Source organism: Sphingomonas sp. LY29, assembly GCF_035593985.1.
In the GTDB taxonomy this organism is placed as follows: domain Bacteria; phylum Pseudomonadota; class Alphaproteobacteria; order Sphingomonadales; family Sphingomonadaceae; genus Sphingomicrobium.
The window spans coordinates 2,077,023-2,097,739 of record NZ_CP141587.1 but is presented as its reverse complement, the minus strand read 5'-3'; the positions used below and the strand labels follow the sequence as shown (position 1 = coordinate 2,097,739).

The 20,717-nt window shown below is 64.4% G+C and carries 28 protein-coding genes and 1 pseudogene; 2 read left to right on the top strand and 27 right to left on the bottom strand.

Translation table 11 applies throughout. The features are described from left to right. Positions 1–37: 37 nt before the first annotated feature. Positions 38–2,326 carry a glycoside hydrolase family 3 N-terminal domain-containing protein gene (locus tag SH584_RS10655; RefSeq protein ID WP_324806959.1) on the top strand — a complete coding sequence of 763 codons (2,289 nt, stop codon included), beginning with the start codon at positions 38–40 and terminating at the stop codon, positions 2,324–2,326. A 7-nt stretch (positions 2,327–2,333) separates the two neighbouring features. Here SH584_RS10655 and SH584_RS10650 read toward each other — a convergent pair whose 3' ends face one another. Continuing rightward, on the bottom strand, positions 2,334–3,737 hold the full coding sequence (locus tag SH584_RS10650; protein WP_324806957.1) for an FAD-binding oxidoreductase: 1,404 nt from the start codon (positions 3,735–3,737) through the stop codon (positions 2,334–2,336). A 50-nt stretch (positions 3,738–3,787) separates the two neighbouring features. On the opposite strand from SH584_RS10650, the gene SH584_RS10645 reads away from it, so the two are divergent. Further along, complete coding sequence (locus SH584_RS10645; protein WP_324806956.1) at positions 3,788–4,279, top strand: dihydrofolate reductase; 492 nt, start codon at positions 3,788–3,790, stop codon at positions 4,277–4,279. Here the strand turns inward: SH584_RS10645 and SH584_RS10640 are convergent. The 26 genes and pseudogenes from SH584_RS10640 to fusA all read right to left on the bottom strand — a co-directional run bounded on the left by SH584_RS10640 (position 4,276) and on the right by fusA (position 20,674). After that, on the bottom strand, positions 4,276–4,800 hold the full coding sequence (locus SH584_RS10640) for an SRPBCC domain-containing protein (protein ID WP_324806954.1): 525 nt from the start codon (positions 4,798–4,800) through the stop codon (positions 4,276–4,278). The genes SH584_RS10645 and SH584_RS10640 overlap by 4 nt on opposite strands. A 66-nt stretch (positions 4,801–4,866) precedes the next feature. Continuing rightward, positions 4,867–5,511, bottom strand: coding sequence for an adenylate kinase (locus tag SH584_RS10635; RefSeq protein ID WP_322841173.1), 645 nt, complete (start codon positions 5,509–5,511; stop codon positions 4,867–4,869). A 31-nt stretch (positions 5,512–5,542) separates the two neighbouring features. Then, on the bottom strand, positions 5,543–6,913 hold the full coding sequence (gene secY / locus SH584_RS10630) for a preprotein translocase subunit SecY (protein ID WP_322841174.1): 1,371 nt from the start codon (positions 6,911–6,913) through the stop codon (positions 5,543–5,545). Between the two features lie 108 nt (positions 6,914–7,021). Then, a complete protein-coding gene (rplO, locus tag SH584_RS10625; protein WP_324809558.1) occupies positions 7,022–7,576 on the bottom strand; it encodes a 50S ribosomal protein L15 in 555 nt (184 codons plus the stop codon). Positions 7,577–7,653: 77 nt separating this feature from the next. Next, entirely contained in the window at positions 7,654–7,830 is a 177-nt protein-coding gene (rpmD, locus tag SH584_RS10620; RefSeq protein ID WP_322841175.1) for a 50S ribosomal protein L30, read from the bottom strand. A 5-nt stretch (positions 7,831–7,835) separates the two neighbouring features. After that, complete coding sequence (gene rpsE / locus SH584_RS10615; RefSeq protein ID WP_322841176.1) at positions 7,836–8,579, bottom strand: 30S ribosomal protein S5; 744 nt, start codon at positions 8,577–8,579, stop codon at positions 7,836–7,838. Further along, positions 8,580–8,933: a 50S ribosomal protein L18 gene (gene rplR / locus SH584_RS10610; RefSeq protein ID WP_322841177.1), complete on the bottom strand. Its 354-nt coding sequence runs from the start codon at positions 8,931–8,933 to the stop codon at positions 8,580–8,582. Between the two features lie 3 nt (positions 8,934–8,936). Then, positions 8,937–9,473, bottom strand: a complete 537-nt coding sequence (gene rplF / locus SH584_RS10605; RefSeq protein ID WP_322841178.1) for a 50S ribosomal protein L6 — start codon at positions 9,471–9,473, stop codon at positions 8,937–8,939. Continuing rightward, positions 9,473–9,868: a 30S ribosomal protein S8 gene (rpsH, locus tag SH584_RS10600; RefSeq protein ID WP_322841179.1), complete on the bottom strand. Its 396-nt coding sequence runs from the start codon at positions 9,866–9,868 to the stop codon at positions 9,473–9,475. Before rpsH ends, rplF begins: the two co-directional genes overlap by 1 nt. A gap of 10 nt (positions 9,869–9,878) precedes the next feature. Continuing rightward, the gene (gene rpsN / locus SH584_RS10595; RefSeq protein ID WP_324806949.1) at positions 9,879–10,184 is read right to left on the bottom strand and encodes a 30S ribosomal protein S14; all 306 of its coding nucleotides are present in this window, start codon (positions 10,182–10,184) and stop codon (positions 9,879–9,881) included. Positions 10,185–10,206: 22 nt separating this feature from the next. Continuing rightward, positions 10,207–10,800 (bottom strand): 50S ribosomal protein L5, encoded by a 594-nt coding sequence (rplE, locus tag SH584_RS10590; protein WP_322841181.1) that lies wholly within the window; start codon positions 10,798–10,800, stop codon positions 10,207–10,209. Next, entirely contained in the window at positions 10,793–11,116 is a 324-nt protein-coding gene (gene rplX, locus SH584_RS10585) for a 50S ribosomal protein L24 (protein ID WP_322841182.1), read from the bottom strand. Before rplX ends, rplE begins: the two co-directional genes overlap by 8 nt. A gap of 2 nt (positions 11,117–11,118) precedes the next feature. Continuing rightward, positions 11,119–11,487 (bottom strand): 50S ribosomal protein L14, encoded by a 369-nt coding sequence (gene rplN / locus SH584_RS10580; protein WP_322841183.1) that lies wholly within the window; start codon positions 11,485–11,487, stop codon positions 11,119–11,121. A gap of 156 nt (positions 11,488–11,643) precedes the next feature. Beyond that, a pseudogene (rpsQ, locus tag SH584_RS10575) lies at positions 11,644–11,874 on the bottom strand (30S ribosomal protein S17); the annotation flags it as partial. Between the two features lie 13 nt (positions 11,875–11,887). Then, the gene (gene rpmC, locus SH584_RS10570) at positions 11,888–12,109 is read right to left on the bottom strand and encodes a 50S ribosomal protein L29 (RefSeq protein WP_322841184.1); all 222 of its coding nucleotides are present in this window, start codon (positions 12,107–12,109) and stop codon (positions 11,888–11,890) included. Further along, positions 12,110–12,541 (bottom strand): 50S ribosomal protein L16, encoded by a 432-nt coding sequence (rplP, locus tag SH584_RS10565; protein ID WP_322841185.1) that lies wholly within the window; start codon positions 12,539–12,541, stop codon positions 12,110–12,112. 12 nt (positions 12,542–12,553) lie between these two features. Continuing rightward, on the bottom strand, positions 12,554–13,261 hold the full coding sequence (rpsC, locus tag SH584_RS10560) for a 30S ribosomal protein S3 (RefSeq protein WP_322841186.1): 708 nt from the start codon (positions 13,259–13,261) through the stop codon (positions 12,554–12,556). Continuing rightward, complete coding sequence (gene rplV, locus SH584_RS10555) at positions 13,261–13,638, bottom strand: 50S ribosomal protein L22 (protein ID WP_322841187.1); 378 nt, start codon at positions 13,636–13,638, stop codon at positions 13,261–13,263. Before rplV ends, rpsC begins: the two co-directional genes overlap by 1 nt. Continuing rightward, positions 13,638–13,913 (bottom strand): 30S ribosomal protein S19, encoded by a 276-nt coding sequence (gene rpsS, locus SH584_RS10550; protein ID WP_322841188.1) that lies wholly within the window; start codon positions 13,911–13,913, stop codon positions 13,638–13,640. Before rpsS ends, rplV begins: the two co-directional genes overlap by 1 nt. Further along, positions 13,913–14,746 (bottom strand): 50S ribosomal protein L2, encoded by an 834-nt coding sequence (gene rplB, locus SH584_RS10545; protein ID WP_322841189.1) that lies wholly within the window; start codon positions 14,744–14,746, stop codon positions 13,913–13,915. Before rplB ends, rpsS begins: the two co-directional genes overlap by 1 nt. 6 nt (positions 14,747–14,752) lie before the next feature. After that, positions 14,753–15,070, bottom strand: a complete 318-nt coding sequence (locus SH584_RS10540) for a 50S ribosomal protein L23 (protein WP_322841190.1) — start codon at positions 15,068–15,070, stop codon at positions 14,753–14,755. Next, on the bottom strand, positions 15,063–15,695 hold the full coding sequence (rplD, locus tag SH584_RS10535) for a 50S ribosomal protein L4 (RefSeq protein ID WP_322841191.1): 633 nt from the start codon (positions 15,693–15,695) through the stop codon (positions 15,063–15,065). Before rplD ends, SH584_RS10540 begins: the two co-directional genes overlap by 8 nt. A 3-nt stretch (positions 15,696–15,698) precedes the next feature. Continuing rightward, complete coding sequence (rplC, locus tag SH584_RS10530) at positions 15,699–16,577, bottom strand: 50S ribosomal protein L3 (RefSeq protein ID WP_322841192.1); 879 nt, start codon at positions 16,575–16,577, stop codon at positions 15,699–15,701. A gap of 244 nt (positions 16,578–16,821) precedes the next feature. Next, positions 16,822–17,133 (bottom strand): 30S ribosomal protein S10, encoded by a 312-nt coding sequence (rpsJ, locus tag SH584_RS10525; protein WP_028969184.1) that lies wholly within the window; start codon positions 17,131–17,133, stop codon positions 16,822–16,824. 175 nt (positions 17,134–17,308) lie between these two features. Continuing rightward, positions 17,309–18,499, bottom strand: a complete 1,191-nt coding sequence (tuf, locus tag SH584_RS10520; protein WP_322841193.1) for an elongation factor Tu — start codon at positions 18,497–18,499, stop codon at positions 17,309–17,311. A gap of 81 nt (positions 18,500–18,580) precedes the next feature. Beyond that, positions 18,581–20,674 carry an elongation factor G gene (gene fusA / locus SH584_RS10515; RefSeq protein WP_324806938.1) on the bottom strand — a complete coding sequence of 698 codons (2,094 nt, stop codon included), beginning with the start codon at positions 20,672–20,674 and terminating at the stop codon, positions 18,581–18,583. Positions 20,675–20,717: the final 43 nt, after the last annotated feature.

Sequence of the window (20,717 nt, the reverse complement as noted above, 5' to 3'; positions counted from 1 at the left end):
GTTTCGGCGACCCCTGCTTCGATGATAGACGCGCCGAATGCTTGATACCGAACTTTCGCGGCGCGCGGCGCTGATGGGCATGGGTGCGGTCGCGGCTTGGGCAGCGAGCCCGGCCCGTGCGCTGCTGCAGGCGGCCGAGCGCGCCGCCGTCCCCGCCTTCGTCGATCGCCTGATCGCGTCGATGACAATCGAGGAGAAGGCAGGCCAGTTGACGCTGATGGCGTCGGCCTGGGGCGGTACGCTCGCGGCGGCGCTCAACCCGCCGTCGAACAGCAGCTTTCCTCAGCAGCTCGACGAAGCCCGTCGCGGGCTGCTGACCGGCGTCTTCAATGCCAACGGCGCCCGTGCGCACAAGCTGCTTCAAACTGTCGCCGTCCGGGAGTCGCGGCTCAAGATTCCAATGATCTTCGCCGCCGATATCATTCACGGTCACCGCACCATCTTCCCGGTGCCGCTGGCCGAAGTCGCCAGCTTCGATCCCGATCTTGCCCGTCGAACCGCCGAAGCCGCCGCATATGAAGCGGCGGGCGCCGGGGTCGACTGGACCTTCGCGCCGATGGTCGACATTGCGCGCGACCAGCGCTGGGGTCGCGGTGTCGAGGGGGCGGGCGAGGACGTCCATCTCGCCAACCTCTTCGCCGCGGCGCGCGTGCGCGGCTTCCAGGGCTCGACGCTGAAATCGCGCGATACGATGATGGCCTGCGCCAAGCATCTCGCCGCTTATGGCGCGGCCGAAGCCGGGCTCGACTACAACACGGTCGACGTATCCGAACGCACTCTTCGCGAAGTCTATTTCCCGCCGTTTCAGGCCGCGTTCGATGCGGGGGCCCTGACGACGATGGCCGCATTCAACGAGATCAGCGGCATCCCCGCCACGGCGAACGAGTGGCTGATGACTAAAGTCCTTCGTGATGAGTGGCAGTTCAGTGGGCTGGTCGTGTCCGACTACACCGGAGACGAAGAATTGATCGCGCACGGCTTCGCCCGCGACGCCCGCGATGCAACCCGCCTCGCCTTCCTCGCCGGGGTCGACATCAGCATGCAAAGCGGCTTCTACCGCCAGCATCTGCCAAGCCTCGTCGCCAGTGGCGATGTGCCGATGGCTCGCGTGGACCAATCGGTGCGCCGCGTGCTGGCAATGAAGGCGATGCTCGGCCTGTTCGACGATCCCTTCCGCCGCATCGACGAGAAGCGCGAGAAGGCGCGCTCGCGAACTCCGCGCAGCTTGTTGTTGGCGCGGGAGGCCGGGCGCAAATCAATCGTCATGCTGAAGAACGACGGCGCCCTCCTTCCACTCCCCAAGACGGGCACAAGGATCGCGCTGATCGGGCCGTTCGCGGCCGGGCAGCACGACCTCAACGGCCCATGGTGCGTCTATGGCGACAATAAGCAGGCGGTCGATCTGGCGACCGGCGTCCGTGCCGCCCTTCGCGATCGCGCTTCGCTCGTCGTGGTCGAAGGGTCGGGCGTCGAGGCCCCGATCGCTGGCGGGATCGAGGCCGCGGTGACGGCTGCGCGCGACGCCGACGTCGTCATCCTCGCGCTTGGCGAAAGCGAAAATATGTCGGGGGAGGCGCAGTCGCGTACCGACATCGGCCTTCCCGATGCGCAGCGAGCGCTCGCCGAGGCAGTCGCGGCGGTCGGAAAGCCCGTGGTGGTCGTCCTCAAGAACGGTCGTGCGCTCGCGCTCGATGGTGCGGTCGCGGCGGCACCGGCGATCCTGATCACCTGGTTCTTGGGGTCGGAAACCGGGCCGGCCGTCGCCGACATCCTCTTCGGGGACCACGCTCCATCGGGTCGCCTGCCCGTCAGCTTCCCGCGCGCGTCGGGCCAGCAGCCCTACCATTACGCGCACAAGCCGACCGGTCGGCCCGCAGCGACGACAGGGCCGCTACAGGAATATAAGGCGCGCTTCCGGGGAATGACGAACACCGCTCTTTATCCGTTCGGCCACGGCCTGACCTTCGGCGACATTGCCTATTCGGCGGTCGAGACCGGCGCGAAGAACTGGAACGGAGCGGGCGACCTCACCTTTCGAGCGCGAGTCACTAATCGCGGCAAGCGCGCGGCCGAAGAAGTCGTCCAACTCTACATTCGCGACCGCACCGCCAGCATCACGCGCCCGGTCCGCGAATTGAAGGCGTTCAAGCGGATCGCGCTCGCTCCCGGCGCGTCGGAAGTGGTGACGTTTCGCCTAGCCCGGTCCGACCTTTCCTTCATCGGCCAAGACAATCGGCCGGTGATCGAGCCGGGGACGTTCGAAACCTGGATCGCGCCGTCGGCCGAAGCCGAGGGTGTCCACTTTTCGTTTGAACTGACGGCCTGAGCGCTTCCTAGACCAGCTTGCCGGGGTTCATCAGGCCGCGCGGATCGAGCGCGGCCTTGATCGCGCGGATGTGGGCGACACGGACAGGGTCGAGGCGGGCCAGTTCGTCGCGCTTCATCTGGCCGATTCCATGCTCCGCGCTGATCGATCCGCCCGCCGCAGCGACGAGATCGTGGACGAAGCGCGACACGGCTCCACCCTCGCGGCCAAGCCATCCGTCGTCGGCGCGCGATCCGGCGCGGACGTGAAAATGGACGTTGCCGTCGCCAAGGTGGCCAAAGCCGGAGGCGCGGGTGCCGGGGAAGGCTTGTTCGACCGCGCGGGCGGCGTCGGTCATGAAGCGCGGCATTGCTTCGACCGGCACGCTGATGTCGTGCTGCGTGGCGGGCCCGTATGCCGCCTTCTCCGCTTCCGACAATCCATCCCGCAAGCGCCAGAAAGCCTCGGCCTGCGCCTCGCTCGAAGCGATGGTCGCGTCGCCGACAAGGCCAGAGTCGATCAAAGGCGCGAGCAAGTTCGGAAGGGTCTCGGCAGCGTCAGCGCCGGTCATCTCGACCAGCACATGCCACTTGTGCCGGCCGTCGAGCGGCGCTCGTGCGCCCGGCAAATGCCCGATCGCGGCATCGAGCGACTCCGCAGGTAATAGTTCAAATCCCTCGATCCGGTCGCTCTGCCCTTCGAGCGCGCGGAGGGCATCGAGCGCTACCTGGGGGCTCGCAAGCCCAAGCCAAGCAACCGCCCGACCGCTTGCCGCCGGGACCAGGCGAAGTCGCGCTGCGGTGACGATGCCCAGCGTTCCCTCCGCCCCGATCAGCAGTTGGTCGATGCTGGGGCCGCGATTGTCTTTTTTGAGACCGCCGAGCCCATCGTGGATCGTGCCGTCGGGAAGGACCGCCTCGACCCCCTCGACCAGCGCGCGCATCGGTCCGAAGCGGAGGACCTGCGTTCCGCCGGCGTTGGTCGAGACGAGCCCGCCAACGGTCGCACTGCCCCGCGCCCCGAGCGTCAGCGGAAAGCGAAGCCCCTTGCCCGCCGCGGCGCCATGCAAGTTCTGCAGGATGACGCCCGCCTCTGCGACGGCGCGCATGGCGGAGCGGTCGATGCTCCGAATTCGGTTCATCCGACGAAGCGACAGGATTAGCGCCGATCCATCCTCGGGTGGCGTGGCGCCCCCCACCATCGAGGTGTTGCCACCCTGCGGAACGAACGGGACGTTCGCCTCTCCCGCCATCCCGACCAGCGCGGCGACTTCGTCGGTCGATCCGGGCTGAAGGATTGCCTCCGCCCGGCCCGTCCATCGCCCGCGCCAGTCGGTCAGCCATGGTTCGATATCCGCCGCATCGGTGATCGCGATCCGTTGCCCGAGGCGCGCCCGCGCCTGTTCGATTAAACTTGCCTGGGCCGGGTTCATCGCCCTTCCCTACGCTTGCCGCCGCCGCCCCCGCAAGCGTAGGAGGGGTCATGACCCGCCCCCCCATCACCATCGTCCTTGCCCGCGCCATTAACGGCGTCATCGGCCGGGACAACGACCTACCGTGGCACATCCCCGGCGACCTCAAGCGGTTCAAGGCGCTGACCATGGGCAGCGCGATGATCATGGGGCGCAAGACGTTCGACAGCCTGCCCGGCATCCTGCCCGGCCGCCGCCACATCGTAATGACGCGCGACGCCGACTGGAGCCACGAGGGCGTGGAAGTGGCGCACGATGTGGACGGCGCGATCGCGCTTGCCGGAGACACGCCGATTTCAGTCATCGGCGGCGCAGCGATCTTCGCCCTATTCGAGCCGATCGCCGATCATATCGAGTTGACCGAAGTGCTCGAAACGGTCGAAGGCGACGTGTCGATGCCCGACCTACGATCGAGCGAGCGCTGGCACGAAGTCGCGAGCGAGGATCATCTGGCCACCGGCGACACGCCGTCGTGGCGCACGGTCAGCTTGGTGCGCGCCTAGCGCCGGCCCGATCCGGCGGCGAATATTCGCAGCCGCTTCATCTGCTCCCCCAGGACCTGATCGACCGCCGGTGCGATCGTCGCCGCATTGCCCCGCGCGAAGCCTGCCACGCGATAAGTCATCACGATCCGTGTCCCGCCGGCGATCTTTTCGAACTGAATGTCCATCGCGCCGCTGGTGCCCTCGTAGAGCAGCGGGCCGAGGCTGCCGGTCATGACGACGCGCTCGCCGGGCTGGAGATAGGCGATGCGCAGATGCTCAACGCCACCACCCCCGTCGAGCGTTTCGCAGAAGCAGCCGCCGGGGCGCAGTTGCAGCGATAGGCGCGAGGCGTCGCCCGAATAGCTATGGTCTTTCGACCACCATTGGGAAATTTGTCCGAACGCGGCGTAAGCGCGCGCTTGCGGGATGACGAGATTGGCCGAGTGCCGGATTTCGAACCCATTGGTACTGGCCGACAGCACCTCGGCCGATGCCGGCGTGGCCGCCAGCATGCCGGCAGCGATCAACAGCGTGCGCATGGTCGATCCTCCCCCCTTAACGAAGAGAGAGTGCCTCGATCCGCCGGCGTTCGCAATGATGCGAGGTCAGGAATCCAGAATCGCGTCGATCGCGGCCGCGACGGCCTCGACGCTGGCCATGCCGTCGACCTGACGGACGAGCCCCTTGTCGCGATAGAATGGCAAGATCGGCGCGGTCTTCGCGCGATACTCGGCCATCCGCGTCCGGACGGTCTGCTCATTGTCGTCGGGCCGGCGCTTGAATTCGTGGTTCCCGCAATTGTCGCACGTGCCTTCGACGCGCGGGGTATGGAACTGGTCGTGGTACGGCGCGCCGCACTTGGCGCAGGTGAAGCGACCGGTGATGCGCGTTACGAGAGCCTCTTCGTCGACCACCAGTTCGATCACATAGTCTAGCTTGCGACGGCGTTCGCCGAGCAGGATCTCGAGTGCTTCGGCCTGATGCTGCGTCCGCGGGAAGCCGTCGAAGATCGCGCCATGACCCTCGGCGCTGTCGAGCCGCTCGCCGATCAGCGCTGACACGATCGCGTCGCTGACCAGCTCGCCTGCTTCCATCACGGCCTTGGCTTTCAGCCCGGTCGGGGTGCCCTTGGCAACCGCTTCGCGAAGCATGTCGCCCGTCGACAGCTGAATCATGCCGCGATTGGTCTGCAGGCGCTGCGCCTGTGTCCCCTTGCCCGCGCCGGGAGGTCCGAGAAGAATGATGTCCAAGGTCGAAACGCTCCCCTGTTCGCGCCGGTGACTAGCGGCGACGTCCGCCCTTGAGCTTCGCCTTCTTGATCAGGTCACCATATTGGTGCGCGATCAGATGGCTCTGGATCTGGCTGACCGTATCCATGGTCACGTTGACGACGATGAGCAAGCTCGTCCCGCCAAGGTAGAAGGGCACGCCCGCCTGGCTCAACGCGATTTCCGGGATGAGGCAGATGGTGACGAGATAGGCGGCGCCGATCACCGTGATCCGATTGAGCAGGTAATCGAAATAATTCTCGGTCGCCTTGCCCGGGCGGATGCCAGGGATGAAGCCGCCGTGGCGCTTCAGGTTTTCCGACGTCTCTTCCGAATTGAACTGCACCGCGGTGTAGAAGAAGCAGAAGAAGATGATCCCGGCGGCATACAGCAGCAGGTACAACGGGGCGCCGTGCTGCAGGTAGGTGGTGACGGTGATCAGGAAGTCGTTCGACGCGCTGTCGGTATCGGTCGCACCGCCGCCCGCGAACTGCAGCACCGTCAACGGCATCAGCAGCAGCGAAGACGCAAAGATCGGCGGGATGACGCCGGCGGTGTTCAGCTTGAGCGGAAGGTGGCTGCGCTCTTGCTGCATCGTGCCGCGCGCGGTCTGCCGTTTTGGATATTGCACCAGGACGCGGCGCTGGGCGCGCTCCATGAAGCAGATGAACAGGACGAGCGCGACGACGGCGATGACGATGCCGAACACGAGCAGCGGGTCCATCGTGCCCGTACGACCGCCTTCGAACAGCTGGGCCAGCGTCTGCGGCAGCGTGGCGACGATGCCCGCCATGATGATCAGCGAGACGCCGTTGCCGATGCCGCGGCTGGTGATCTGTTCACCGATCCACATGAGGAACATCGTACCGCCGACGAGGCTGACGGTCGCGGCGACGCGGAACAAAGTTCCGGGCTCGACAACCGCGGAGATGCCTTGGGTCGCAGCAAGGCCTTCGAGGCCGGCCGCGATGAAATAGCCCTGCACCGTCGTCAGAAGCACGGTCAGGTAGCGAGTGTACTGGTTGAGCTTCTTGCGCCCGACCTCACCCTCTTTCTTGAGCTGCTTCCACGGCTCGTAGAGCGTGCCGCCCAGCTGAACGACGATCGAGGCGGTGATGTAGGGCATGACGCCGAGCGCGATGATCGACATGCGCTCCAGGCTGCCGCCCGAAAAGGTGTTGAAGAAATCGAGGACGCCGCCCTGCTGCGTCTGGAATAGCGAGGCTAGCGCGCGGGGATCGATACCGGGAATCGGCACGAACGACAGCAGGCGGAACAGGATCAACGCCCCGAGCGTAAACCACAGGCGCTTCTTGAGCTCGGTGGCTTTGGTGAAGCTTGCCAGCGAAATGTTGGCGGCCAATTGTTCGGCTGCGGATGCCATGAAGTATCCCTAGAAAAAAGTCAGGCGGCGGCAGGCCCGAAGCCCCCCGCCGCCCGATATAGTCACTGAGGCGTCGCTGCGAAGCCCCCCGCGTGAAACAAGGCGACGTTACGCCTTCTTTGCCGCGTTCTTTTCGTCCTTGGCGGCGATGCGCGCGAGACGGGCCTTGCCCTTCTTCGCGGCGGCCTTTTCGGCGGCGGTGACGACCTGCATCACCTCGACCTTGCCACCAGCCTTCTCGACCGCCTCGATCGCGCCTTTCGACGCGCCCGAAACCTTGAAGCTGACCTTGCTGGTCAGTTCGCCCTTGGCGAGAAGGCGGACTCCGTCGCTGCCACCGCGTGCCAGGCCAGCGGCCTTCAGCGCGGCATGGTCGAGCGTGCCCGTGCCTTCAAGCTTGCCGGCATCGATCATCTTCTGGATCGCGCCCAGATTCACTTCGGCGAAATCTTTGGCGAAGATGTTGTTGAAGCCGCGCTTCGGGATCCGCATGTGGAGCGGCATCTGGCCGCCCTCGAAGCCCTTGATCGAGACGCCCGAGCGGCTCTTCTGCCCCTTCTGACCACGGCCGGCAGTCTTGCCGACACCAGAGCCGATGCCGCGGCCGACGCGGACGCGGTCCTTGCGGGCGCCGGGATTGTCGCGGAGTTCGTTGAGCTTGATCGTCATGTGTGCACTCGCTTTCGCTTATTTCGCGCTGGAGGCGGCGGGCACGACGCCCACCGCCATCCGGTTGATGTTTAGTTTTCGACCTTGAGCAGGTGCGCGACCTTGCGAACCTGGCCCATCACTTCCGGGGTCGCTTCGACCTCGACCGTGCGGTGCATCTTGTTGAGGCCAAGGCCGACCAGCGTCGCGCGCTGGGTCTTGTGACGGCGGATCGGCGAACCGGTCTGCGTGATCTTGATGGTGGCCATGCTGATTACTCCGTGACCGCTTCGGCGGTCGCTTCGGCCTCGGCCTTGTCGAGCCCGCCACGGCCAAGGAGGTCGGCGACCTTCTTGCCACGACGCTGCGCGACACTGCGCGGGCTGGTCTGTTCCTTGAGCGCCTCGAAGGTCGCACGGATCATGTTGTACGGGTTCGACGTGCCGACCGACTTGGTGACCACGTCGTGGACACCAAGGCTTTCGAACACGGCGCGCATCGGACCACCGGCGATGATGCCGGTACCCGACGGAGCCGAGCGAACCGTGACCTTGCCGGCACCGAAGTGACCGTTGCCGTCATGGTGCAGCGTACGACCGTCGCGAAGGGGAACGCGAACCATGGCCTTCTTCGCAGCCGCAGTGGCCTTGGAGATGGCTTCCGGCACTTCGCGCGCCTTGCCGTGACCGAAACCGGCGCGGCCCTTGCCGTCGCCGACCACGACCAGCGCGGCGAAGCCGAAGCGCTTACCGCCCTTGACCGTCTTCGACACGCGATTGATGTGCACCAGCTTCTCGATCAGCTCTTCGCCGTCGTCGTCGCCGCCACGTCCGCCGCGACGATCGTCACGGCGACCACGGTTTCCGCCGCCGCGATTGTCGCGACCGCCACCGGGTCCGCCACGGCCACGGCCGCCACGCGGTCCACGGCCCTCGGGCGCTGCTGCGGGGGCTGCTGCTTCAGGAGCAGCGGCTTCGGGCGCGGCGTCAGCCTGCGGGGTTTGGTTCTCGTCAGCCATTTAGAACTCCAGTCCGCCTTCGCGAGCGGCATCGGCGAGGGCCTTCACCCGGCCATGGAAAAGGAAGCCACCACGATCGAACACGACCGCGGAGACACCCGCCTTTTTGGCACGCTCGGCCAGCGTCTTGCCGACAGTCGCGGCAGAGTCGCGGGTCGCGCCGCCATCCTTGCGCAGATCCTTGTCGAGGCTGGAGGCCGACGCGATGGTCTTGCCCGCTGCATCGTCGATGAGCTGTGCGTAGATGTGACGGCCCGAACGGTGAACCGACAGGCGCGGCTTGCCCGAAGCACGCGCCTTGAGCGCGGTACGGACGCGGCGACGGCGGCGGTCGAAGATGGAAAGTTTCGCCATGGCTTACTTCTTCTTGCCTTCTTTGCGGAAGATATACTCGCCGCGATATTTGATGCCCTTGCCCTTGTAGGGCTCCGGCTTGCGCCAGCGACGAATCTCGGCGGCCAGCTGTCCGACCTTCTGGCGGTCGATCCCGCTGATCTCGACGGTGGTGTTGTCGGGGGTCTTGACCTCAAGACCTTCCGGCACCGCGACATTGACGTCGTGGCTGTAGCCGAGCTGAAGCTTCAGGTTCTTGCCCTGAGCCTGTGCACGATATCCGACGCCGTTGATCTCGAGAACCTTCGAGAAGCCCTCGGTCACGCCGGTGACCAGGTTCTGCACGTTGGTACGCTGCATCCCCCAGGCGGCGCGCGAGCGCTGCGAGGCGTTGACCGGCTTCACGCTGATCTGGCCGTCCTCGATGGTGTAGGTCACGAGGTCGTCCATCACGGGCATCGACAGGGTGCCCTTGGGCCCCTTCACCGTCAGGGTCTGGCCCTCGACGTTGGCGCTAACGCCCGAAGGCATCGCGACCGGCTTTTTACCGATGCGGCTCATTAGAACACCTCCGCCAGCACTTCGCCGCCGACATTCTGGTCGCGCGCTTCTGCGTCCGACAGCACGCCACGGGGGGTCGACACGATCGTGATGCCGAGGCCGTTGCGGATGCGGGGCAGTTCGCTCGACGCCGAATAGACGCGGCGACCGGGCTTCGACACGCGAGCCAGATGCTGGATCGCGGGCTGGCCCTCGAAATATTTGAGTTCGATCCGCAGGCCCTTGTGACCTGCAAGTTCTTCCTCGGAGTAACCGCGGATGTAGCCTTCGCGCTGAAGCACGTCGAGCACATTGGCACGAAGCTTCGATGCCGGCGTCAGGATCGAATCCTTGCGCGCCTGCTGGCCATTGCGGATGCGGGTGAGCATATCACCCAACGGATCAGTCATCGGCATGAGCGTACCCTTACCAGCTCGACTTGGTGAGACCGGGAATCAGGCCCTTGTTGCCCATTTCCCGAAGCATGATCCGCGAGAGGCGGAACTTGCGATAAAAGCCGCGCGACCGACCGGTCAGTTCGCAACGGTTGCGGATGCGGGTCGGATTGCCGTTGCGCGGCAGCTCCGCCATTTTCAGGCGCGCGATCAGACGCTCGGTCTCGTCGACCGAAGTGTCGTTTGCCTTCGCCTTGAGCTTAGCCAGCTTTCCCGCGGTCTTCGCGACGAGCTTACGCCTCGCCTCGTTCTTGTTCACGGAACTCAGTTTCGCCATGACTTAAGTTCTCCAACGCCGCTTACGCGGCTTCTTTCTGTTCGTCCGCGGGGAACGGGAAGTTGAAGAGACGCAGCAGTTCGCGCGCTTCTTCGTCCGTCTTCGCGGTGGTGGTGATGATGACGTCCATGCCCCGGACCTTGTCGATCTGGTCATAGTTGATCTCTGGGAACACGATCTGCTCCTTGAGACCCATGGCATAGTTGCCACGGCCGTCGAACGACTTGGGGTTGAGGCCACGGAAATCCCGGACGCGCGGCAGGGCGATCGTCACGAGGCGGTCGAGAAACTCGTACATCCGCTCGCGACGAAGAGTCACCTTGCAGCCGATCGGCATGCCTTCACGCAGCTTGAACTGCGCGATTGAGGTCTTCGCCTTGGTGATCACCGGCTTCTGGCCAGCAATCTTTTCCATCTCGGCGGCGGCCTGCTCGACCTTCTTCTTGTCCTGGGTCGCCTCGCCGACGCCCATGTTGATCACGATCTTGTCGAGACGCGGAACTTCCAGCTTGTTCTTGTAGCCGAACTTCTCCGTCATCGCCTTGGCGATGCGCTCGTCGTAATCCTTGCGCAGGCGCGGCTGATAAGCCTCACCCTGCTTCTTGGCTTCAGCCATCGATCTTCTCCCCGGACCGCGCCGCGACGCGGACCTTCTTGCCGTCCTTCGACGTCTCGAACCGAACGCGCGTTGCCTTGCCGTCCTTCGGGTCGGCAATCGCGACCTTCGAGACGTGCATCGGCGCTTCGCGACGCTCCAGGCCACCCTGGGGGTTTTCCTGGGTCGGCTTCTTGTGACGAGTCGCGACGTTCACGCCCTTGACGACGACCTTGCCGTCCTTGGGGAGCGATGCCGTGACTTCACCGGTCTTGCCCTTGTCCTTGCCGGACAGGACGACGACCGTGTCACCCTTGCGGATCTTCGCAGCGGACATGGTTAGAGCACCTCCGGCGCGAGGCTGATGATCTTCATATGCTTCTTCGCGCGCAATTCACGAACCACCGGCCCGAAGATACGGGTGCCGATCGGCTCTTCGTTCTTGTTCACCAGCACGGCCGCATTGGTGTCGAAGCGGATCACCGAGCCATCCGCGCGGCGGATGTCCTTGGCGGTCCGGACGATCACTGCACGGTGGACGTCACCCTTCTTCACGCGACCGCGCGGGGCGGCTTCCTTGACCGAGACGACGATGATGTCGCCGACGCCGGCCACGCGGCGCTTCGACCCACCCAGCACCTTGATGCACTGGACGCGCTTCGCGCCGGAATTGTCGGCAACCTCAAGGTTGGACTGCATCTGAATCATGGTGTCAGTCCTTCCTTATGCGTCGGTTGCTTCGGCCGCGTCGGCTTTCGCCTTGGCTGCCTTGGTGGCTTTGGACGGGGTCGCCTCGGGCGCGGCCTTGACCGGCTTCGACACGTCGACGTCCGCAATCTCGTCGACCTGCATCGGCGCGGCGCCGACGCGATCGATCACGTTCCAGGTCTTCAGCTTGGAGACCGGGGCGCACTCTTCGATGCGCACCTGCTCGCCCGACTTGTAGGCATTGCCTTCGTCGTGAGCATGGTACTTCTTCGACAGCTTGATGATCTTGCCGTACAGCGGGTGCTTCACCCGGCGTTCGACACGAACCACCACCGTCTTGTCACCCTTGTCGGACACCACGGTGCCGGTGAGGACGCGCTTAGGCATCTCAATAGTCTCCTTACGCCTTGGCCGCGTCGCGCGAGCGAGCGGTCTGCAGCGTCTTGATACGAGCGATGGTGCGGCGCACCACGCGAACCCGGGCCGGCTTTTCCAGCTGATTGGTGGCGGCCTGGAAGCGCAGATTGAACTGCTCACGCTTCAGATCGCCCAGCTGCGACGCCAACTGGTCGTCGGTCGCAACCTTGAGGTCGACCTTTTTCTCGGTCTGCTTCTTCGCCACTTAGTCCTCCACGACCATCGTTTCGCCCAGGCGGGCGACGACCTTGACCTTGATCGGCAGCTTCTCGGCTGCGCGTTCGAAGGCCACCTTGGCGAGCGGACCGGGCACGCCGTCCAGCTCGAACAGGATACGCCCCGGCTTCACGCGGGCGACCCAAAACTCCGGCGAACCCTTACCCTTGCCCATGCGGACCTCGGCAGGCTTCGACGACACCGGCACGTCCGGGAAAATACGGATCCACAAACGGCCCTGACGGCGGATGTGACGCGTGATCGCGCGGCGAGCCGCTTCGATCTGGCGCGCGGTGATCCGCTCCGGCTCCATCGCCTTCAGGCCGAAGGCGCCGAAGTTCAGTTCGGTGCCGCCCTTGGCGTTGCCATGGATCCGGCCCTTGAAGGCCTTGCGGAATTTGGTGCGTTTCGGTTGCAGCATTTCACAAATTCCTTAGCGACGGTCGTCGCGCATCGGGCGAACGCCCGACGTCTGAGCGTCCATCATGAGGCGATCCTGAGCGAGCGGGTCATGGCCGAGAATCTCGCCCTTGAAGACCCACACCTTGACGCCGCAAACACCGTAAGCGGTGTGTGCCTGCGCTTCGGCATAATCGACGTTACCGCGCAGCGTGTGCAGCGGAACGCGACCTTCGCGATACCATTCCGAGCGCGCGATTTCCGCGCCGCCGAGACGACCGCCGCAGTTGATGCGGATGCCCTCGGCGCCCAGACGCATCGCCGACTGAACGGCGCGCTTCATGGCACGGCGGAACGCGATACGGCGCTCCAGCTGGTCGGCGATCCCCTGCGCCACCAGGCGCGCATCGATTTCCGGCTTGCGGATTTCGACGATGTTGAGGCTCACCTCGCTCGAGGTCATCTTGCCGAGAATCTTCTTCAGCTTCTCGATGTCCGAACCCTTCTTGCCGATGATCACGCCAGGGCGCGCGGCATAGATGCTGATTCGGGCAAGCTTGGCCGGGCGCTCGATCACCACCTTCGAGATCGCGGCCTGCGGCAGGATCTTGAAGATGTGCTGGCGGATCTTGAGATCCTCGAGCAGCAGACGGCCATAATCCTGGCCTTCGGCGAACCAGCGGCTGTCCCAGGTGCGGTTGATCTGCAGGCGCAGGCCGATCGCAGAGCTCTTGTTACCCATTATGCTTCTTCCTGCTCGGACACGACGACGCGAAGACGGCTGAACGGCTTCTCGATCCGCGTCGAGCGGCCACGCGCACGGGTCGCGAAGCGCTTCATCGTGATCGACTTGCCGACCGACGCCTCGGTGACGATGAGCGCATCGACGTCGAGGTTGTGGTTGTTCTCCGCGTTGGCGACCGCCGAAGCGAGCACCTTTGCAACCTCGGGCGCCATGCCCTTGGTCGAGAACTTCAGGATGTTGAGCGCTTCCTCGACCTTGCGACCGCGGATGAGCTGCGCAACCAGGTTGAGCTTCTGCGCCGAACCACGGATCATGGTGCCGACGGCCAGCGCTTCCTTGTCGCCAACCTTGCGGGGAGCGGATTGCTTGGACATTAGCGCTTGCCCTTCTTGTCGGCTGCGTGGCCCGGGAAAAAGCGCGTGGGCGCAAACTCACCAAGCTTCATGCCGACCATGTCTTCGTTGACCGACACCGGCACGAACTTGCGGCCGTTGTAGACGTTGAAGGTCAGGCCGACGAACTGCGGCAGGATCGTCGAGCGACGCGACCAGGTCTTGATCGGCGCGCGCTTCGTTGCTTCCTGAGCGGCTTCCGCCTTCTTCAGCAGCGAAAGTTCGACGAACGGACCTTTCCAGATGGAGCGAGCCATTATTTCTTCCTCGCGTGACGCGACCGGATGATCATCTTGTCGGTCGCCTTGTTGTGACGGGTGCGCGCACCCTTGGTCGGCTTGCCCCACGGAGTGACCGGGTGACGGCCGCCCGAGGTCCGGCCTTCACCACCGCCGTGCGGGTGGTCGACCGGGTTCTTGGCGACGCCGCGGGTCAGCGGGCGTTTGCCCAACCAGCGGGTACGACCGGCCTTGGCCAGCGTCGTGTTGCCGTTGTCCGGGTTCGACACCGCCCCGACGGTCGCCATGCAATCCGAGCGGATGTAGCGCTGCTCGCCCGAGTTGAGGCGAACGATCACCATGCCCTTATCGCGGCCGACGACCTGAACGTAGGTGCCGGCGGCACGTGCGATCTGGCCGCCCTTGCCGGGTTTCAGCTCGACGTTGTGGACGATGGTGCCGACCGGCATCTGGCCGATTTCCATCGCATTGCCCGGCTTCACGTCGACCTTCTTGCCCGCGACGATCTTGTCACCAGGGGCCAGACGCTGCGGCGCGATGATGTAGGCCTGCTCGCCACCCTCATAGGTGACCAGCGCGATGAACGCCGAACGGTTCGGGTCATACTCGAGCCGCTCGACCGTGGCCGAGACGTCCCAGGTGCGACGCTTGAAATCGACGATGCGATAGCGCTGCTTGTGACCGCCACCGATACCGCGCGAGGTCACATGACCCTTGTTGTTGCGGCCACCGGTCTTGGTCTTGCCTTCGGTCAGCGCCTTGACGGGCTTGCCCTTCCAAAGCTGCGACCGGTCGACGAGAACCAGGCCACGGCGGGCCGGGCTCGTCGGCTTATATTGCTTGAGTGCCATGGCTCGTTAGATCCCGCTCGTGATGTCGATCGTCTGACCGGCGGCCAGCGTGACAATCGCTTTCTTGACGTCCGACCGGCGGTAGGGCGTGCCCTTCCACTTCTTGGTCTTGCCCTTGGTCACGATCGTGTTGACGTTGGTCACGGTGACGTTGAACAACGCCTCGACCGCCGCCTTGATCTCGGGCTTCGACGCAGTGCCGGCCACCTTGAATACCACCGCATTATATTCCGACACCATGGTCGACTTTTCGGTGATGTGCGGCGCCAGGACGACGTCGTAGTGACGGATGTCCACCGCCTTGGTTTCAGGCTTCTTAGCCATTGAACCGGGCCTCCAGCTTTTCGACCGCGGCGCGGGTCAGGACCAGCGTCTCGTGGCGCATGATGTCATAGACGTTCGCGCCCATCGCCGGCATCAGGTTGATACCGTGCAGGTTGGACGACGCCTGGGCGAAGCCGACGTTCAGCGCATCGCCGTCGATGACCAGTGCGGTCTTGCCGAAGCCGAGCGAACCGATCTTGCCGACCAGCGCCTTGGTCTTGGCGTCGCCGTCCATGTCGAGGTTGTCGACAACGATCAGCTGGCCGCCCTGCGCCTTGGCCGACAGCGCCATCTTCAAGCCCAGCGCACGAACCTTCTTGTTGAGGCCGAGCGTGAACAGGCGAGCGCGCGGGCCATGGGCCTTGCCGCCGCCGATGAAGATCGGGGCGCGGCGATCGCCGTGACGAGCCGTACCGCCGCCCTTCTGCTTGCCGAACTTCTTGCCGGTGCGGGCGACGTCCGACCGCTCGCGAGCCGCGCGGGCCATGCCGCGACGGTTCGAAAGCTGCCACGTCACGACGCGGTGCAGGATGTCGGCACGCGGCTCGACGCCGAACACGGCATCGTCGAGCGTGACGTCGCCGGCCTTCGCGTCGCCGCTGAGGGTCTGAACCTTGACCTTCATGGGTTAGCCTTCCTTGCTCTCGTCGGCGGCCGGCTTGTCGCCCGCTGCGTCGGAGTTCTCTTGATTGGTCTCGGCCTCGGCCGCGCCAGCTTCCTGCTCGGCAGCGATCGCCGCGACTTCGTCGTCACCCGGCAGCGCCGGAATTTCGTGAACGGCCGCTTCCTCGACGAAGCCCGCGGGCGCCGTCTCGGTCTCGATTTCCTTCGCGTTCTCAAGGAGACCCGCGGGATAAGGAGCGCGCTCGTCGCGCGGCAGCTTGATGGCGTCGGCGACCGTCAACCAGCCACCCTTCGACCCGGGCACCGAGCCCTTGACGAACAGAAGACCGCGAGCGGCGTCCGTACGGACGATCTCGAGGTTCTGCTGGGTGCGGTTGCGGGCGCCCATGTGGCCGGCCATCTTCTTGTTCTTGAAGACGCGACCCGGATCCTGGCGGTTACCCGTCGAACCGTGCGAACGGTGCGACACGGAAACGCCGTGGGTTGCGCGCAGACCACCGAAATTCCAGCGCTTCATCGCACCGGCAAAGCCCTTACCCTGGGTCACGCCCTGGATATCGACCAGCTGGCCCGCGACGAAGTGGTCGGCGGTGATGGTCGCGCCGACGTCGAGGAGTGCATCCTCGGCGACCCGGAATTCGACGACCTTGGCTTTGGGTTCGACTTCGGCCTTGCCGAAGGCTCCGCGTTGCGGCTTGGCAACGTTCTTGGCTTTCGCCTTGCCGGCGCCGAGGGCGACAGCGGTGTAGCCATCGCGATCCATCTCGCGGCGGCCGACGACCTGAACGTCTTCAAGCTGGAGAACCGTGACAGGCACGTGGCGCCCGTCCGCCTGGAACAGGCGGGTCATCCCCATTTTCTTCGCGATCACGCCAGTGCGCATGATCCATGCTCCTACAGAGGCCCGCGTTCGCGTCTGAGCGATCGCGGGCGTGCGGCCCGTTAAAATATGCATCGCCCCGCTTGGGCCATTCCCGCCGTGAGGCAGGATGCGGGGGACGCAGTCCAGGATGCTGTGAAGCGTCCTGCGGTATCCCTGTGATCCGTTGCGTCGCCCCTTCGAGGAGCGTTGCGTCGACCCTTAATTCAGGATCGGGCGACCGAATCTTGGTCGCGGTGCCAGCCCTTTAGGCCAGCTTGATCTCGACGTCCACCCCTGCAGCGAGATCGAGCTTCATCAAAGCGTCGACCGTCTGCGGCGTCGGCTGAACGATGTCGAGCAGGCGCTTGTAGGTGCGGACCTCGAACTGTTCGCGCGACTTCTTGTCGACGTGCGGCGAACGGTTGACGGTGAACTTCTCGATGCGCGTCGGCAGCGGGATGGGTCCGCGAATGAGGGCACCGGTGCGCCGAGCGGTGTCGGCGATGTCCCCGGTTGCCTGGTCAAGCACACGATGGTCGAAAGCCTTCAGGCGAATCCGGATATTCTGCGTTTCCATGTCCACTACCGATGCGAAAGAGCCAAACCCGTCACCGCCGAGGCGGTTGGGGCAACAAAAAACGGGATCAGCGGCGCGACAAGACCCTAAGGTCGATACGCCGCCTTACCCGTGAAACTTTGGTTGCACGCCGCGCGTCCCCGTTCCCGAGAATCGCGCGGCGATGCGCCCTATATTACTTCGTGATGTCGCCGACAACCCCGGCGCCGACCGTACGGCCACCTTCGCGAATTGCGAAGCGCAGGCCCTGGTCCATCGCGATCGGAGCGATCAGCTTGACCGCCAGCGACACGTTGTCGCCCGGCATGACCATCTCCGTACCTTCCGGCAGAACGACTTCGCCCGTCACGTCGGTCGTGCGGAAGTAGAACTGCGGACGGTAGTTGGCGAAGAACGGCGTGTGACGGCCGCCCTCGTCCTTCGACAGGACGTAGATTTCCGCGGTGAAGTCGGTGTGCGGCTTGATCGAACCCGGCTTGCACAGGACCTGACCACGCTCGACTTCTTCACGGCCGACGCCACGGATCAGCGCACCGATGTTGTCGCCAGCCTGGCCCTGATCGAGCAGCTTGCGGAACATTTCGACGCCGGTGACGACGGTCTTCTTGGTGTCCTTGATGCCGACGATTTCGACTTCTTCACCAACCTTGACGATGCCGGTCTCGACGCGGCCAGTGACGACCGTGCCACGACCCGAGATCGAGAACACGTCCTCGATCGGCATCAGGAACGGCTTGTCCAGCGGACGCTCCGGCTGCGGGATCCACTCGTCGACGGCGGCCATCAGCTTCAGGATCGCGTCGTGACCGATTTCGCGGTTCGAGTCTTCCAGGGCTGCCAGCGCCGAACCGGCGATGATCGGAATGTTGTCGCCGTCGAAATCGCGCTTCGAAAGTTCTTCGCGGATTTCGAGCTCGACCAGCTCGAGCAGTTCGGGATCGTCGACCTGGTCGACCTTGTTCAGGAAGACCACCATTGTCGGAACGCCGACCTGCTTGGCGAGCAGGATGTGCTCCTTGGTCTGCGGCATCGGACCGTCAGCGGCCGAAACCACCAGGATCGCGCCGTCCATCTGCGCCGCGCCGGTGATCATGTTCTTCACATAATCGGCGTGGCCCGGGCAATCGACGTGCGCGTAGTGGCGGTTGGCGGTCTCATACTCGACGTGCGCCGTCGAGATGGTGATGCCGCGCTCGCGCTCTTCCGGCGCCTTGTCAATGTTGGCGAAGTCGACGGCAACGCCGCCGCCGGTTTCCGCCAGGACCTTGGTGATGGCCGCGGTCAGCGACGTCTTGCCATGGTCGACGTGACCGATGGTGCCGATGTTGCAGTGCGGCTTGTTCCGCTCAAATTTCGCCTTCGCCATTTTACGCCTCTTCTTCTCTTAAAGGTAACCGGGCGGCGCTCGCCCTGATGTGCGAGCGCGCCCTTAGCGACTAATTTCCGCTTACGCCAGCTTCGCCTTCACTTCGTCGGCCACGTTCTGCGGCACTTCGTCGTAATGGCTGAACTGCATGCTGTACTGTGCACGGCCCTGGGTGAACGAGCGCAGCTGGTTCACATAGCCGAACATGTTGGCCAGCGGCACCATGGCCTCGACCGCCTGGGCATTGCCTCGGCTGTCGGTACCCTGGATCTGACCACGGCGCGAGTTCATGTCGCCGATGACGTCGCCCAGATAATCTTCCGGGGTGACGACTTCGACCTTCATGATCGGCTCGAGCAGCTTGATGCCGGCCTTCTGAGCCGCTTCGCGCATCGCGCCACGGGCACAGATTTCGAATGCCAGCGCCGACGAGTCGACGTCGTGGTACTTACCGTCGGTCAGCTTGACCTCGAAATCGATGATCGGGAAGCCGATCAGCGACCCGGTCTGGGCCGTTTCGCGCATGCCCTTCTCGACCGAGGGAATATATTCCTTCGGGACGTTGCCGCCCTTGACCTCGTCGGAGAAGACGAAGCCCGAACCGCGCTCGCCCGGAGTGACCGTGATGCGGATTTCCGCGAACTGGCCCGAACCGCCCGACTGCTTCTTGTGGGTGTAGGTCAGGTCGACCGGCTTCGCGAGATATTCGCGATAGGCGACCTGCGGCGCACCTACATTGGCTTCGACCTTGAATTCGCGCTTCATGCGATCGACTAGGATCTCAAGGTGAAGTTCACCCATGCCCTTGATGATCGTCTGGCCCGATTCATGGTCCGACGAAACGCGGAACGACGGATCTTCGCGAGCAAGACGATTGAGCGCGACGCCCATCTTTTCCTGGTCGGCCTTGGTCTTGGGTTCGACCGAAAGCTCGATGACGGGCTCCGGGAATTCCATGCGCTCGAGGATGATCGGAGCCGACGGGGCGCACAGCGTGTCGCCAGTCGTCGTATCCTTCAGGCCCGCGAGAGCGACGATGTCGCCCGCGTAGGCCACTTGGATGTCCTCGCGCTCGTTCGCATGCATCAGAAGCATGCGGCCGACCTTTTCCTTCTTGTCCTTGACGCTGTTCATGACCTGCGACGCAGTCTCGAGCTTGCCCGAGTAGATGCGTGCGAAGGTCAGCGTGCCGACGAAGGGATCGTTCATGATCTTGAACGCCAGCGCCGAGAACGGCGCCGCGTCGTCCGAAGCGCGCGAATCTTCGTCGCCATTGGGCAGGATGCCCTTGATGGCAGGGACGTCGAGCGGGCTCGGCAGATAATCGACGACCGCGTCGAGCAGGGGCTGGACGCCCTTGTTCTTGAACGCCGAGCCGCAAACGACCGGGACGAACGCCATCGCCAGCGTACCCTTGCGGATCAGCTTCTTCAGCATGTCGCGGTCCGGCTCGTTGCCTTCCAGATACGCTTCCATGGCGTCGTCGTCCTGGTCGATGACCAGTTCGATGAGGTCCATACGCGCCTTGGCGGCGGCGCCCTTCAGGTCGTCCGGGATTTCCTGATATTCGAACTTCGCGCCCAGGCTTTCTTCAAGCCAGATGATCGCGCGGTTCTCGACCAGGTCGACGAGGCCCTTGAAGCCGCCTTCGATGCCGATCGGGAGATACAGGACGGCCGGCTTCGCACCGAGGCGTTCGATGATCGACTGAACGCAATATTCGAAATTGGCACCGGTGCGGTCGAGCTTGTTGATGAAGCACATCCGCGGCACGCCATACTTGTCGGCCTGGCGCCACACGGTTTCCGACTGCGGCTCGACGCCGGCAACACCGTCAAAGCAGGCGACCGCGCCATCGAGCACGCGCAGCGAACGCTCGACTTCGATGGTGAAGTCGACGTGGCCCGGGGTGTCGATGATGTTGATCAGATGCTCTTCGCCCTTGCCCTCTTCGGCGCGCCATTTGCACGTCGTCGCGGCGGACGTGATCGTGATCCCGCGCTCCTGCTCCTGCTCCATCCAGTCCATCGTCGCGGTGCCTTCATGCACTTCGCCGATCTTGTAGGACTTGCCGGTGTAGTAAAGGATACGCTCGGTCGTCGTCGTCTTGCCGGCGTCGATGTGCGCCATGATGCCGATGTTACGATAGCGTTCGAGCGGATGGCTGCGGGCCATGACTGGTCTTCCTTAAGTCTGTTGGAGGATCGGCCGGAAGCCG

Bases quoted from the DNA above. Each gene is read 5' to 3' on its own strand.
- rpsS (WP_322841188.1), bottom strand. From the start codon at position 13,913: ATGGCTCGCTCCATCTGGAAAGGTCCGTTCGTCGAACTTTCGCTGCTG.
- rplD (WP_322841191.1), bottom strand. From the start codon at position 15,695: ATGAAGGTCAAGGTTCAGACCCTCAGCGGCGACGCGAAGGCCGGCGAC.
- rpsH (WP_322841179.1), bottom strand. From the start codon at position 9,868: ATGCCGATGACTGATCCGTTGGGTGATATGCTCACCCGCATCCGCAAT.
- secY (WP_322841174.1), bottom strand. From the start codon at position 6,913: ATGGCATCCGCAGCCGAACAATTGGCCGCCAACATTTCGCTGGCAAGC.
- rplB (WP_322841189.1), bottom strand. From the start codon at position 14,746: ATGGCACTCAAGCAATATAAGCCGACGAGCCCGGCCCGCCGTGGCCTG.
- rplX (WP_322841182.1), bottom strand. From the start codon at position 11,116: ATGTCCGCTGCGAAGATCCGCAAGGGTGACACGGTCGTCGTCCTGTCC.
- rplE (WP_322841181.1), bottom strand. From the start codon at position 10,800: ATGGCTGAAGCCAAGAAGCAGGGTGAGGCTTATCAGCCGCGCCTGCGC.
- rpsC (WP_322841186.1), bottom strand. From the start codon at position 13,261: ATGGGTAACAAGAGCTCTGCGATCGGCCTGCGCCTGCAGATCAACCGC.
- rpsE (WP_322841176.1), bottom strand. From the start codon at position 8,579: ATGGCTGACGAGAACCAAACCCCGCAGGCTGACGCCGCGCCCGAAGCC.
- rplN (WP_322841183.1), bottom strand. From the start codon at position 11,487: ATGATTCAGATGCAGTCCAACCTTGAGGTTGCCGACAATTCCGGCGCG.
- SH584_RS10650 (WP_324806957.1), bottom strand. From the start codon at position 3,737: ATGAACCCGGCCCAGGCAAGTTTAATCGAACAGGCGCGGGCGCGCCTC.
- rplP (WP_322841185.1), bottom strand. From the start codon at position 12,541: ATGCTGCAACCGAAACGCACCAAATTCCGCAAGGCCTTCAAGGGCCGG.
- rplF (WP_322841178.1), bottom strand. From the start codon at position 9,473: ATGAGCCGCATCGGTAAAAAGCCGGTCGCGATGCCTTCGGGCGTTAGC.
- SH584_RS10645 (WP_324806956.1), top strand. From the start codon at position 3,788: ATGACCCGCCCCCCCATCACCATCGTCCTTGCCCGCGCCATTAACGGC.
- rpsJ (WP_028969184.1), bottom strand. From the start codon at position 17,133: ATGGAAACGCAGAATATCCGGATTCGCCTGAAGGCTTTCGACCATCGT.
- rpmD (WP_322841175.1), bottom strand. From the start codon at position 7,830: ATGGCCACCATCAAGATCACGCAGACCGGTTCGCCGATCCGCCGTCAC.
- tuf (WP_322841193.1), bottom strand. From the start codon at position 18,499: ATGGCGAAGGCGAAATTTGAGCGGAACAAGCCGCACTGCAACATCGGC.
- rplR (WP_322841177.1), bottom strand. From the start codon at position 8,933: ATGGCGAAACTTTCCATCTTCGACCGCCGCCGTCGCCGCGTCCGTACC.
- fusA (WP_324806938.1), bottom strand. From the start codon at position 20,674: ATGGCCCGCAGCCATCCGCTCGAACGCTATCGTAACATCGGCATCATG.
- rplC (WP_322841192.1), bottom strand. From the start codon at position 16,577: ATGCGCACTGGCGTGATCGCGAAGAAAATGGGGATGACCCGCCTGTTC.
- SH584_RS10640 (WP_324806954.1), bottom strand. From the start codon at position 4,800: ATGCGCACGCTGTTGATCGCTGCCGGCATGCTGGCGGCCACGCCGGCA.
- rpsN (WP_324806949.1), bottom strand. From the start codon at position 10,184: ATGGCGAAACTGAGTTCCGTGAACAAGAACGAGGCGAGGCGTAAGCTC.
- SH584_RS10540 (WP_322841190.1), bottom strand. From the start codon at position 15,070: ATGGCTAAGAAGCCTGAAACCAAGGCGGTGGACATCCGTCACTACGAC.
- SH584_RS10655 (WP_324806959.1), top strand. From the start codon at position 38: ATGCTTGATACCGAACTTTCGCGGCGCGCGGCGCTGATGGGCATGGGT.
- rplV (WP_322841187.1), bottom strand. From the start codon at position 13,638: ATGTCCAAGCAATCCGCTCCCCGCAAGGTTGGCGACAAGGAAGCGCTG.